11 protein-coding genes are annotated in these 12,998 nt (G+C 71.1%); 1 reads left to right on the top strand and 10 read right to left on the bottom strand.

Annotated elements, in window-relative coordinates; genetic code table 11:
• Positions 1-47 precede the first annotated feature (47 nt).
• The 6 genes from BHU15_RS11045 to BHU15_RS11020 form a co-directional block, all read right to left on the bottom strand.
• Entirely contained in the window at positions 48-473 is a 426-nt protein-coding gene (locus BHU15_RS11045; protein WP_069627028.1) for an ATP-binding protein, read from the bottom strand.
• 89 nt (positions 474-562) lie between these two features.
• Positions 563-982, bottom strand: a complete 420-nt coding sequence (locus BHU15_RS11040) for an NUDIX hydrolase (protein WP_069627027.1) — start codon at positions 980-982, stop codon at positions 563-565.
• 83 nt (positions 983-1,065) lie between these two features.
• Complete coding sequence (locus BHU15_RS11035) at positions 1,066-1,245, bottom strand: SPOR domain-containing protein (RefSeq protein WP_069627026.1); 180 nt, start codon at positions 1,243-1,245, stop codon at positions 1,066-1,068.
• Positions 1,246-1,513: 268 nt separating this feature from the next.
• The gene (locus BHU15_RS11030) at positions 1,514-2,266 is read right to left on the bottom strand and encodes a GntR family transcriptional regulator (RefSeq protein ID WP_069627025.1); all 753 of its coding nucleotides are present in this window, start codon (positions 2,264-2,266) and stop codon (positions 1,514-1,516) included.
• A gap of 176 nt (positions 2,267-2,442) precedes the next feature.
• Positions 2,443-2,925, bottom strand: a complete 483-nt coding sequence (locus BHU15_RS11025; protein WP_069627024.1) for a cupin domain-containing protein — start codon at positions 2,923-2,925, stop codon at positions 2,443-2,445.
• A 114-nt stretch (positions 2,926-3,039) separates the two neighbouring features.
• Entirely contained in the window at positions 3,040-3,408 is a 369-nt protein-coding gene (locus BHU15_RS11020; protein WP_069627023.1) for a hypothetical protein, read from the bottom strand.
• 98 nt (positions 3,409-3,506) lie between these two features.
• Here BHU15_RS11020 and BHU15_RS11015 point away from each other — a divergent pair, with 98 nt between their 5' ends.
• Positions 3,507-3,899, top strand: coding sequence for an ACT domain-containing protein (locus BHU15_RS11015; RefSeq protein ID WP_079128068.1), 393 nt, complete (start codon positions 3,507-3,509; stop codon positions 3,897-3,899).
• 7 nt (positions 3,900-3,906) lie between these two features.
• On the opposite strand, the gene BHU15_RS11010 is transcribed toward BHU15_RS11015, so the two are convergent.
• The 4 genes from BHU15_RS11010 to BHU15_RS10995 form a co-directional block, all read right to left on the bottom strand.
• A complete protein-coding gene (locus BHU15_RS11010; RefSeq protein ID WP_023538911.1) occupies positions 3,907-5,133 on the bottom strand; it encodes an MFS transporter in 1,227 nt (408 codons plus the stop codon).
• A 7-nt stretch (positions 5,134-5,140) separates the two neighbouring features.
• The gene (locus tag BHU15_RS11005) at positions 5,141-6,040 is read right to left on the bottom strand and encodes an alanine racemase (RefSeq protein WP_069627022.1); all 900 of its coding nucleotides are present in this window, start codon (positions 6,038-6,040) and stop codon (positions 5,141-5,143) included.
• A complete protein-coding gene (locus BHU15_RS11000) occupies positions 6,037-7,149 on the bottom strand; it encodes a SagB/ThcOx family dehydrogenase (RefSeq protein WP_069627021.1) in 1,113 nt (370 codons plus the stop codon). Before BHU15_RS11000 ends, BHU15_RS11005 begins: the two co-directional genes overlap by 4 nt.
• A gap of 421 nt (positions 7,150-7,570) precedes the next feature.
• A complete protein-coding gene (locus tag BHU15_RS10995) occupies positions 7,571-12,970 on the bottom strand; it encodes a non-ribosomal peptide synthetase (protein ID WP_069627020.1) in 5,400 nt (1,799 codons plus the stop codon).
• Positions 12,971-12,998: the final 28 nt, after the last annotated feature.

The following is a 12,998-nucleotide window of genomic DNA, read 5'->3' as shown; positions in this document are numbered from 1 at the left end:
TCATTCGTTTTGAGCCGAGACCCGGTGATCGTTGTCCCTCCACACTCCTAACCAGGGAGCGGCAGCTCGAACCACACCGTCTTACCCGTATTCCCCCGGCGTGTACCCCAACGCCGGGCGGAGCAAGCGACGAGCTGGAGCCCACGGCCCCCTTCGTCATCAGGGCCGGGCGACCGTGCGATCGGTGGATCGGGGAGCGGATCGGACACCTCCACCAGCAACGCGGTACGGGTGAGGTCCGCAGGGCCCATGGGAACGAGAGCCAGCCTGACACCGATCGGCCCGGGCGTGTACTGCAGGGAATTGGTGACGAGTTCACTGACCAGCAGGACGGCCGTATCGCGAACGGAGTGGTCGAGACGCCAGACGCCGAGGGCGTCGCGTACCGCGTGGCGTGCGCGGCGTACGGCATCCGGCTCAGCGGGGAAGGCCCACTCGGCGTAGGTGCTCTCCGTCTCGATCAAGCCGACCACTTCCCCAGACTGACAGCAGGTCCATGCCCTTTTTAGGGGGGTTAATCAGCACATACCCGTAATCAAGGAAGAACTATCTTGACGGAGGCTCATGTCAGCTCGCCCGAGGCCCTGAGGTCGTCGAAGAGAAGCTGGTCGACGGGGGCCACGCGGCCCCGGTCGCCGTAGGAGAGCCAGCGGATCTCCTCGATCTCGTTGCTGGCAGCCGGCGTACCCAGGTAGTCGCCGGAGTAACAACTCATCCGGACCAGGACGCCGTCGGGCTGGCCGTGGGCCTGGGCCTCGTACGTGCCCAGATGGGTCGCTGTGGCCGGGAGGAGGGCCACCGCCAGTTCCTCCTCGACCTCGCGCAGCAGGGTCTCCAGATCGCTCTCCGCGCCTTCGCGCTTGCCGCCGGGGATGTAGAACACATCCTTTCCGCGGGAACGCGCGCAGAGGATCCTGCCCTGCTCCACGCGGACCCACGCGACTGTGTCGATCAAGACCGTTGCAGCTCCGCCGTCACTCATGCGCCGGAGCGTAGCCCGGCCGAGGGAGCCTGCTCCACAAGGGTGTCAGCTCCACGAGGGGGCACGGTCCCCGGTCGGTGAGGTCAGCGGCTGGTCTGCTGCAGGCGCTCGACCCAGTAGAGCTGCTTGGGACCCTTGGCGTCGAGGCTGTCCACCGTCTTCTGCGCCTCGTCCTTCGTGGCATACCTGCCCACCCGGTACCGGTTCCCGTTGTCGTCCTGACGTATGACCAGCCAAGGCAGCACAGCACCGCTGTCGGTCATCGTGCCCCTCCCGCCAACTGCCCGCACCACTCGGACGACCTCCTGGAAACCCCAATGCGCATATGCCCGAGCCTACGCCTGACCTTCACTCAGCGGATGCGTGTTTATACAAAGAGGTACACATCTGGCCAAGAAGATTCGGGCTCGTGAGGGCGCGCGGGGGTGAGCGCGCGTCATCTCCCCGCTTCTGACGTCCTGTTGGGGTGGCGCGTGGCCGGCCCTGGCCGGACGAGGGCGGCCCTCCGGTCAGCCGGTTCTCACCGGGCCGTCATCTGACCGGAAGGTGATAGGCGATGCGGTAGCGGTCCGCCGGAACGACCACGTCAGCCGTTTCGACCGCGCGGCCCGACGCGTAGTACGTCCGCTCAAGCACCATCACGACATGGCCGGGCACACCGCCGAGCGACAGGAGCTCCTCCGCCAGCCCCGGGCGCGCGCCGACCTGCTCCACCACGTTGTCCACCACGACGCCGATGGCCGCCATCCGCTCCACGACCCCGCATCCGCCGAGCGGTCCCTCCTCGGGAAGCATCACCGGCGTACGCCCCGTGACCTCCAAGGGCTCCCAGGAGGTGGAGAGCATCATCGGCTCCCCGGCGTCCCTGAAGATGTAGCGCGTGCGCATCGCCGGGTCGCCCGGTTGTATCCCGAGCCGTGTCGCGATCTCCGGCGCCACCTCGTCCCGCTCGGTGCTCGACTCCCAGGTGCCGCGCACCCCGTCCTCGGACTGCTCCTGCCGGAACGGATTGGCGCCGGACGGCGGCCGGTAGCCCGAGCGCGCGATGCGGCGCGGGACGGGCTTCTCCCGGACGTAGGTGCCGGACCCGGAGCGGCCCTCGACGAGCCCTTCCGCCATCAGCACCTTGCGGGCTTCGAGAGCGACCGTGTCCGAGACGCCGTACTCCTCACGGATACGGGCCTGCGACGGCAGCCGGGTGTGCGGCGGCAGAGCGCCGTCGACGATCTTCCGCCGAAGATCACTGGCGACGCGCAGATAGGCCGGCTGCTCACCGAATGCCACAGGGCCACTCCCAACAGGTTGACAGACAGCAACACCCTGGCAACCGTTGGTTGTTGACCGCAAGCATGGGCCACGGGTTGACCCGATGTGACGACAAGGCGTTTACGCAGGGACTTTGCCGCAGATCAGGCTCCGCCGCCAACGGCTTTACCGAGGGGCCCCGTTGACAGGCCGGCTCAGTCCACCCAGTACGTGTCGTGCTTGATGAAAAACGCCGTGCGCTCCTCGTCCGTCATCCGCCCGACCGTGGAAACCTTCTCGAAGTACTCCTCGCGCGGCGCTCCCGGCGCGAACAGGATGAGCGTGGAGGCGGGCGCGTCCGAGTCGTTGCGAAAGCCGTGCAGCCCGCCCGGCGGCACGTACAGGAAGTCGCCCTTCTCCCCGTCGATCCAGCGCTCACCGTCGTACAGCCGGACCGTCCCCTCAAGGATGTAGAAGGACTCCGAGATGGTCTTGTGGAAATGGGTGCTCGGCCCGCCGCCCCTGGGCACCATGTCCATCCGGTAGAGCCCGAACTCGCCGCCCGTCGACACGCTGGACGCCACGAAGTGCGTCTCGGCGCCCGACGGTGACCGTACGTCGGCGGGGGTGCTCGCGGGCCGGTACACCGCGTTGACCTCGCCCTTGTCCCCGTGGTGGCGGGGTTCCGGATACGACATGTGCTGCACTCCCTCGGTGGCGGCGTACGACGCGTGGCCGGCCGGCCTCGCCGATGGCCATCATGCCCGCCGCGCGTATCTCGCCCCCGGGAACCTCTCCGGCGTCACCCTCGTTCACCAGGAGTCACCACGGGTGAACCGATCCGTACGCATCTCCAGCCACTCACCGCACCCCCAGGCGACGGCCGCCAGCGCGAGCAGCACGGCCACCGCCGCCACCCCGTCCCGGGCCCGCAACACCCCACCCACCAGGGCCCAGACCCCCAGTGCGACCGCGGGAATGCCGAAGATCATCACCGGGCCGTCCAGGTAGAGCAGGCTCCAGTCCCGCTCCCCCTCGAAGGCACCGCGCAGACCGGGCGCCGCACCGACGCCCCATACGGCGAGCCCCGTGACAAACCCGGCGACGACGGCCAGGCAGCCGGCCCAGCCGTTCGTCCCGCGTGTCGTTCGTGTTCGGGCCGTCCCCGATCGCGTGGTCACACAGGCGACGGACGCGCGACGGCGCTCGCTCGGTTCCGACGGGTGAGAACGCGTGCCAGGATGGCCGGAGCAGGGGGAACAGGGGGAAGGGGACCGAGTTGGGTACGGGGAAACGACAGCGCCTGCGCGTGCTGTCCAGCAGGCTGACGGTGGAACTGCTGCCCGAGGAGGCCGTCGCGTCCGCCCTCACACGGGCGTGGTGGGCGCTGGTACGTGGCCCCGAGGGGCTCACGGTCATCCACGAGGTACCGGACACGCCGGACGCGACCGGCGCCGTCGAGTTGTGGGCCGGGCTGTACGGGGAGAACGCGCATGAGCTGGACGTGCCCGGGATGCTCGTGGCGCTGCTGGAGCCGCTCGGGCGCGCCGGGGTACCGGTGTTCGTGGCCTCGACCTTCGACAGCGACGTGGTGCTGGTGCCGGTGGCCCGGTTCGAGGACGCGGAGCGGGCGCTGAAGGCGGCGGGTCACGAGGTCGTCGGCGGCCACTGACCCACGGTCACGCCTTGCTCTCCGCAGGGGCGGACGTCGCGACAGGAAGGCGGCGGACGTCCGGCAGGAGCAGCTGCGCGAGCGACATCGCCAGCATGATCAGTCCGCACGCGTACAGCACCGGCTCGGGACCGGTGCGCAGCGCGATGACGGGCACCAGCACCATGCCCAGCGGCTGGCAGGCCATGGAGCCCAGCCACTCGTAGGCGCTGACCCGGGAGAGGCGGTCGCCGGGCACGTTGCTCTGCAGCGTGGTCTCCCAGAGCGTGTTGAAGACCATCAGTCCGCAGCCGCCGAGGAAGGCGGCCACCGCCAGGGACGGTGTGGCCAGTTGCAGCGCCAGCGCCAGGAGCGGCAGGGAGCACAGACAGTCGGCGTAGAGAGCTGAGCGCAGCGGGAAGCGCGCCTTCAGCCAGAGCGTGGCCAGCCCGCCCACACAGGCGCCCGCGCCGTAGCAGGAGACGACGACTCCCCACGCGGTGGCTCCGCCGAGCCGCTCCTCCGCCACCACGGGGCCCAGCACCGAGTAGGCGGCCTGGAGCCCGTTGGCCAGGGAGGCCGCGACGACGACGACCCAGATCCAGCGTCGCCCGGTGAACTCCCGCCAGCCCTCGCGCAGATCGGCCAGCATGGAGTGGACCGTGAGCTTGGGCGGCACCACACCCTTGGGCAGCAGCCGCAGGAAGTAGGCGCTGACGAGGAAGGTCGCGGCGTCGACAGCGATGGCCCAGCCGGAGCCGGCGGTGGCGACGAGTACGCCGGCGAGCACGGGGCCCGCGACGTTCCCACCGGCGCGCGCCAGGCTGCACAGCGAGTTGGCCTCCTGCAACCGGTCGGCGGGTGCCGTCTGCTGGACGAGACCGCTGATGGCGGGCATGAACAGCGCCGAGGCCGTGCCGTGCACGACCTGGAGCACGACCAGGTGCCAGATGCCCGCGCTGCCGGTGAGCAGCAGGACGGCGAGCAGCCCCTGCCCCGCGCCGCGTACGAGGTCGGACGAGACCATCACCAGGCGGCGCGGCAGCCGGTCCGCCACCACCCCGCCGAGCAGCATGAACGCCATCAACGGCAGGACGCGGGCGGCGAGTACGAGGCCCAGGTCCCCGGCGTCGCCGATGTCCAGCACGGCGAAGGCCAGCGCGACGGGCGCCATGAAGTCGCCCAGCACGGAGGCGAGGCTGCCGAGGAAGAACAGGCGGAAGTCCCGTACCCGCAGGACGTCGAGCTTGTTCATCCGCTTCTCACGCGGTGACGGGGGCGAGGACGGGCCAGCGCTCCCCTGTGTCGGTGTGGAGTTCGGTCACGTTCAGCAGGAGCGGGCAGATGTGGGTGGGGGCGAGGGCGCCGTCCGGCAGCCGTACGAAGGGGGCCGGGTGCCACGGCTGTCCGCACTCGGCCAGCAGACCCGTCCCGCCGGGGTCGACCCGTACGGCGATGTCCTTCTCCGTCAGGACGCCCAGCGCGACAAGCCCGGCGTCACCCAGCGGGTAGGCGCCCGCGCCCAGTTCGGTGATGCCGGGCGCCAAGGTGTCGACGCAGGGGGTGCCGCCGAGGGCGACGGTGTCGCAGGGGTGCCCGTCGGCGCGCAGCCGTTCGGCCGTCTCGACCAGCGAGTCGGCGAGGATACGGGCCAGCTCCTGACGGCGTGTCGCCTGCTCGGGCGTCTCGATGTCGAGGTAGCCGACGATCCCCTCCAGGCTGAGGTTACGGGCCCGGTCGACGGCCTCCGCGACGGCGGTGACGTCGGTGCCGCCGTCGACCTGTACGCGGACGGCGGCCCGGGTGCCGTACCGACGGGCCGCGCCGTCGAGGCTTTCGACCGCCGCCACGTCGTCCAGGTGCACGGACAGGGCGCAGTCGGCGGCGAGTTCGGCGAACCGGTCCAGGATCTGCGGATCACGCCAGGGCCACGCGGCGACGAGGTCGGTGAAGCCGCCGGTGACGTAGTGCCGGGCCAGTTGGGGCCGGGTCACCGCGATGCCCCGGGCGCCGGCCTCCCGCTGGAGGCGTGCGATCTCCAGCGTGCGGTGGCCCTTGATGTGGGCGCGCACCGGGATCGCGGCACGGGCATGGAAGGCGGCGATGTTCGCGGCGATCCGGGTCGTGTCCACATGGACGCGGCTGTCGTGCGTCCCGCTCATCCGAGGCCGTCCCACTCGTCGCGCGCGTAGGAGAAGCCCGGTTCGCCGCCCGCCGCCATCTCCCGTTGCCGGGCGGCCTCCTGGGGATGGGGCACACCGAAGCCGTTGATGCCCAGCGGGATCTCGTGTCGCCAGTCGAGCCCGAAGACCTCCTCGACGGGCTCGTCGCGCATCGCCGCCGTGTAGAAGACACCGAGCCCGAGCGCGGCCCCGGTGAGATACGCGGTCTGGCTCACATGACCGAGTTCGGTGTAGACGGCGCGGTAGGTGCGCCCGGTCGGGTACTTCCAGGCGGACCGCTCCAGCACCGCCGTGTAGAGGAACAGCACACCGGCCCGGGGCACGAACGTCTGGTCGCCGAACCAGTGCAGCAGCGTCTCGGTGTCGGGGGCCTCACCGGGCAGCGGCTCCAGGGCGTGGATGTCGGCGGCGTAGTGGTAGAGGCCGGGGGCCAGTCCCTTGACGTCGCGCACCACGGGGTAGATCTCGATGGGGTGCCGTGAGCCGCCGGACGGGCTGGCCTTGAGCACCGCCTCGCCGAAGCCGGGCACGTCGAAACGGTGCTGGACACCGCCGGTCCAGTGCAGCGCGGTGCTCAACTGCGCCAGTGTCACCGGGGCGCCGTCGTCGAACCGGCGGGTGGTGCGGCGTTCACGCAGTGTCCGGTCCATCGCGGAGTCGAGCGCGAGGGGGGCGGGCAGCGCGAGGGCGGGGATGTCGTAGCGCTTGAACGGCTCGGGCTCCGGCTCCTGTTCGGCCTTCTGCCGCAGCCGCGCCGTGTCGTCGGCGGCCGTCACGAAGCGCTCGCCGTCGAGCGTGCGGGTGGCGAGGTGGAAGTAGGTGGCGGCGGTGCCCCAGGAGCGCCAGGGGCTCCGTTCGTCCTCCTGGTGATGCTCGGGCGAGCCCTCCTCGATCAGCACGCCGGCGCCCAGGAGTTGCTTGACCAGCGGGGCGTCCTCGTCGCGGGGCTCGGCCCAGCGCGTGTGGCGCGCGAGCAGCTCCCAGGCCGCGGGGCGCAGCCCGGCCTGTCGGTGACGGTCCGGGACGTCGCAGACGAGCTGCCCGTTCCGGCTCATGAAGACGGCGAGGCGCGAGACACGTACCCGCATCGGACTCCCCCGGGAGAGAGGGTCCGCCACCCCGCGGGGTGGCGGACCCGGATCTTCGTCGGTCTCAGACTCGATCTCGGACCGGGTCTCAGACTCGGACTGGGACTCGAACTCAGACGGAACAGACGGGCAGCTTGCAGTACTGCGCCGTCTCGTACTCGTCGTCGACGAGAACCTCGAACGCGTCCTGCTCCTGGATGTTCTGCATATTCACTCCCCTGGATATGCGCGGCGAGCCACGCGATTGGAATGTGCGGCATCAGAGAATCACAGCCCGCCAGCCGTATCAACCGCTCGGAAGAAATCAGTCCGGGACTTTACATAAATTCCCCGAGGACCCTTTTCCGAGCAAGCCGAAATACGTAACCACAGGTGAAGCGGTGCGCTCCAGGATGGTCACGTATTTCGGCAGAGCCCGTTCTCAGGCGTGCCCGCGTTTCCTCACCGGCTCCCTGGATATCCTCCGCAGCGGTGTCACCGATCGAGTACGCGCCTTCGCGCCACGTACCGCTTCGACAAATTCTCCGAGCGTCGGACGGTCGAATACGGAATCGATCTCCAGCTCCACGGACATTTCCTGACCGACTCTGTCGATCATTCGCAGGGCAAGCAGGGAATGACCGCCGAGGAGGAAGAAATTGTCCTGGAGCGCCGGCTGCTCGCCCCCGAGCAGTTCCGTCCAGATCGCCCGCACCGCGACGGTGATCCGGTCCGACGCCTCCGGCGCGGCGGGTTCGGCTTCACCGGGCCGGGCGGCGCTCTCCACGGGGCGGTACTCCAGCGCCCCGTAGTTGATCTTGCCGTTGCCGAACCGGGGTATGGCGTCGATCCGCAGGAGAACGGTCGGGATCATGTGGCGAGGCAGTCGGCCCGCCAACTCCCGGCGGAAGGCGTCGTGTTCGGCGGGGGTGAGAGGTCCGGACCGCCCGGCGCCGGAGAGCACCAGATGGCCGACGAGAGACATGCCCCGCGCCGTCTCGTGCACCTTGACCACGGCCTCCCGCACCCCGTCCACCCCGCGCAGCGCGGCCTCCACCTCGCCGGGCTCGATACGCAGTCCGCGCATCTTGACCTGACGGTCCACCCGGCCCAGATACTCCAGATCCCCGTCGGCCGTGTACCGGGCCAGGTCGCCCGTACGGTAGAGCCGGGCGCCGGGCGGGCCGTAGGGGTCGGGCACGAAGGACTCGGCCGTACCGGACGGATTGCCCAAGTAGCCGCGTCCGACGCCCGTCCCGCCGACCCACAGGGCGCCGGCCATGCCCTGCGGCACCAACTGCATTCCGTCGTCGAGGATGTAGCCGGTCATGTTGGCCAGCGGCGCGCCGATCAGCACCGGGCGGCTGCGGTCCGACTCGGCGGTGACGCGGTAGATGCTGACGTCGTCGGCGCATTCGGTGGGCCCGTAGGCGTTGTACAGCTCGACGTCCCGGCAGGCGGCGAGCCACCGGTCGGCGGTCTCCCAACTCAGCGCCTCACCACCGGAGATCATCGCGCGCAGCGCGTGCGGACTGTCCCCGATGCCCGCCTCCAGCAGGGCGGCCACCACGGCGGGGACGACCTCCATGAGGGTCGTCCGGCTCTCGACGACAACCTCCCGCAGCCGGGCCGGGGAGAGCGCCTGCCGGTCGTCCAGCACCCGGAGCCGGCCCCCGACCATCAGCGGCGCGAGGAACTGCCAGAGCGAGATGTCGAACGTCGCGGGCGCGGTCTGGCCCACCACGTCGCTCGCCGTCACGGAGAAGTGCTCGATCATCTGCCACAGATGGTTCGTCAGCCCCGCCGCCGTGACCGTCGCGGCCTTCGGCACACCGGTGGAGCCCGAGGTGTGGATGATGTACGCGGCGGAGACCGGCGACACGGCGGCGGACGGGGCCGAGGGATCCGGCTCGCCCGACCCCGCGCACATGACATCGAGGTCGAGCACCGGCAGGGACTCCGTACCTCCCCCGGCCTCCGGTACACCCTCCATCAGGGCCTGGCCCCGGGCGTCCGTGACGACCGCGACGGCGCGCAGCGTCCGCAGCATGTCCGCGATCCGGCGCGGCGCCTCACGAGTGCCGATCGGTACGTAGCAGGCACCGGTCTTGTGGATGCCGAGCAGCACCGCAAGGAAGGAGGCCGAACGCTCCGCGCACAGCACGACGTTGGTCTCCGGGCCCGCGCCGGCCGCGCGCAGCCGCCCGGCGACACGGTTGGCCCTGGCGTCCAGCTCGGCGTAGGTGAGCCGCTCGGTGCCGTCGTCCACCGCCTCGGCGTCGGGGGTACGGGCGACCTGGCGCTCGATGGTCGCGACGTAGTGCTCCTCACGCGGGATCACCGGTCCCGCCGACAGCGCCAGAAGGTCCTTGGCCCCCTCCTCGTCGACCAGTGGCAGCAGCGCCACGTCCACGTCCGGGGCGGCCACGGCGGCGGTCAGCAGCGCCTGGTAGGCGCTGAGCAGCCGTACGGCCTGCGCACGGGGCAGCAGGGCGGTGTCGTAGGACAGCCCGAAGAGCAGGGAGTCCGCGAACTCGGCCACGTTGAGCCCGACGTCGGACTGCGTCGTCCGCTCCGGCACCGGATGGGCCCGCACCGTGGCACCGTCCAGGGCGAGCACCGCGTCGGGATCGCCGAGGACGACTCCGACGGCGCCGCGGTCGCCCGGCTGCGTGGTGGTGTAGTGACTGAACATCGCCTGGAAGACCGGTGGTGCGCCCCCGGCGCGGTCCGGGTTGAGATGCCTGGTCAGCAGGGCGAACGGCATGTCCTGGTGGTCGAGGGCGTCCAGCATCCCGTGATGTGTCGCGGTGGCGAACTCCGCGAGGGGCGTGCCGGTGGTGAAGGCGGAGCGGACCGGCAGCACGTTCACCAGATAGCCGACCTGGTCCACCAGATCCGTCCGGGTCCGGCTGTTCACCGGCACACCCACCACCAGGTCCGACTGGCCGGTGATCCGGTGCAGGAGCACCTGGAACGACGCGAGCAGCAGGTTGTGCAGCGTGGTGCCGCGGTCGCGGCTCAACCGGCGCAGCGCGGCGAGGAGTTCGGGCGAGCCTTCGAAGGAGACGGTGGCGCCCTCCGGGCCGCGCCGGCGGGTGCTGCCGGGCAGCTCCAGCACGGGCAGCTCGCCAGCCAGCCGCTCCTTCCAGAAGGCGAGCAGTTCATCTCCGCGCGAGGCGAGGGCGGCCTCTTCCAGTGCGGCGGGTGAGGTCCGGGCCGGCTCGGCCTCGGGCCAGTCGGCGCGGTCGTCGTACGCCTCCTTGAGCTGGTCCAGAACGACGGTCAGGGAGGTGAGGTCGCAGACGACGTGGTGCAGCGAGAGCACCAGGACGGTGTCCTCGCCGCGGTGCAGCACGAGCGCCCTGACCAGTTCGTCGCGCTCCAGGTCGAAGGGACGGGTGGCCAGTTCGTCGGCCCGGTCCTGGACCCACTGATCGCCATGCCCTCTGGCATCGACCGACTCGACGCGCAGTGCCCGGCCCCGCGCGACGGACGCCTCGGGGACGCCCCCGGCCGAGCGGAGCGTGAGCCGCAGGGCCGGGTTGCGGCGGACCACAGCCCGCAGCGCGGCGGTCAGCCGGTCCGTGTCGAGGTCGCCGGTGAGCAGGAACGCGCGCGTGACGTTGTACGCGTACGAGGAGGGGTCACTGCGCTGGAGGAACCACAGGGCCCGCTGGGCGTGGGTGAGTTCGTAGCCGCCGCTCCCGCCGACCGATGCCGCGTCCGCGAACGGGGCGTCCGCGTCCGGGGCGTCCGCGTCCGGGGCGTCCGCGGTGCGGGCGGCATCCCTGAGGGCGGCCTCGGCCAGGTCGGCGACCGACTCGGCGCGCAGCACGAGGGTCTGCCGCAGCCGCACGCCCAGCAGATCCTCCAGCTCCTGGAGGACCCGGGTCGCCATGAGCGAGTCCATCCCCAGGGACGTGGGGGCCGTGCCGGGCTCCGCCGGGGTGCCGGTGAGCTGTTCGAGCCGCTCGCAGAGCGCACGGGTGAGCAGCGCGGGCCGCTCCGCCTCGGGCGCCTCCAGGACGGCCCGGCCACCGGGCAGCCCGTCGCGTACGGCGCGGGAGTCCGTCGCCGTGACGGTCCGCGACCAGAGCATGGGCAGCTCCTTCGCGAGGAACCGCTGCCGTGCCAGGTGCCGCTGCACCTTGCCGCTGGACGTCTTGGCGATCGCCCCGTGCGGCAGCAGCGCGACCGTGCGGGCCGTGACCCCGTACTCGCGCGAGAGCACCTGGCGGATACGGCCGGCCAGTGCCGGATGGTCCTCCTCGGGAGTGCCCGCGCGGACCTCCTGGACCACGACGACCGCCTCGTCCCCCGCCGCGTCGGCCGGCAGGGAGAAGACCGCGCCGCAGCCCGGCCGGAAGGCGGGGTCGGCGGCGGCGACGTCGATCTCCAGGTCCTCCGGGTGCAGATTGCGGCCCCGGTAGATCACCAGATCCTTCATCCGGCCCGTCACCTGGAGGGAGCCCTCGTGCAGGAAGCCGAGGTCGCCGGTGCGGACGTACGTCCTCCGGTCCTGTTCCGCCTCCCCTGCCTCCCCGACCCCGTCGGCCGCCTCCACCAGCTCGGCGCGGAACGTGGCCTCGGACGCCTCCGCGTCGCCCCAGTAGCCCGCCCCGGCGCTCTCACCGGCCACCCAGATCTCACCGATCCGTCCGTCGGGCAGCGGTGCGCGAGTGCCCGGATCCACGATCCGTACGGCCGCGTGGTCGAGCAGCCCGTACGCGATCAACTCCCGGCCGCCGTCCCCGTCCCCGCCGGTGTCCTCCACGACCGTGGCGTGGCCCTGCTCCAGGGCGGACACCTCGTACGTACGGCTCGCGCACTCCTCGACGGCGTCGGTGCTCGCCACCAGCAGCGTGACCTCGGCCAGCCCGTAACAGGGTGTGTGCGTGGTGGGCCGGAAGCCCACCTCCCCGAACGTCTCCGAGAAGGCCCGCAGGGTGCGCGGCGCGACGGGCGCGGCACCGTTGAACGCCAGCTGCCAGCAACTGAGGTCGAGTCGCGCGCGCTCCTCGTCCGTCACCTTGCGCAGGCACAGCTCGTAGGCGAAGTTCGGGCCGCCGCTGATTCCGGCGCGCTCCTCGGAGATCGTCTCCAGCCAGACGGCGGGGCGGCGCAGGAAGGTCAGCGGGTCCAGGATGACGGAGCGGGCTCCCGTGCACAGAGGTTGCAGCAGCGCGCCGATCAGCCCCATGTCGTGGTGCAGCGGCAGCCAGCTGACCACCGTGTCGTCGGGGGTGACACGGAAGCTGCGGCGGATGGCCGTCTCGTTGTCCATGAGAGCGCCGTGCGTGACCATCACGCCGCGCGGGGCCTTGGTGGAACCGGACGTGTACTGGAGGAAGGCCAGACTGTCCGGGCTCAGCGGATGCTCCGGGGCGTCGTCGCCCGCGGCCTCGTCGATCAGGTCGACGTCGATCCAGGGGATGCCGTCCCGCAGCGCCGCCAGTTCCGGCACCTGCGCCAGGTGCTGGGTCAGCGGCGACAGTGAGAGCACCAGGGCCGGTTCGCAGTCCCGGGCGACGTTGAGGACGCGCCGGACGGAGGACTCGTCCACGGGCATCGGAAGCGGTACGACGACGACGCCCGCCGCGAGACAGCCCAGGAAGGCGGGCACGAACTCCGCCGCCGTCGGCATGATCAGCAGGGCCCGGTCACCGGGGCGCACCCGCTGCCGCAGCAGTCCGGAGACCGCGCGGGCGCGCACGTCCACCTCGGCGAACGTCAGGTCCGTCCGGGTCGTCGACAGAGCACCGGGCAGAAACGTCAGGGCGCGCTTCGTACCGCGCACCGCGGCGTTCTCGCGCACCGCCGAGGGAAGATCAATGAACACGTGCAACCCCGCTCCATCGGTGGGTGGT

Origin of the sequence: Streptomyces niveus, assembly GCF_001723055.1 — a bacterium.
Taxonomy (GTDB): domain Bacteria; phylum Actinomycetota; class Actinomycetes; order Streptomycetales; family Streptomycetaceae; genus Streptomyces; species Streptomyces niveus.
The sequence above is the reverse complement of the archived record's forward strand: the minus strand, read 5'-3'. Positions and strand labels throughout refer to the sequence as shown.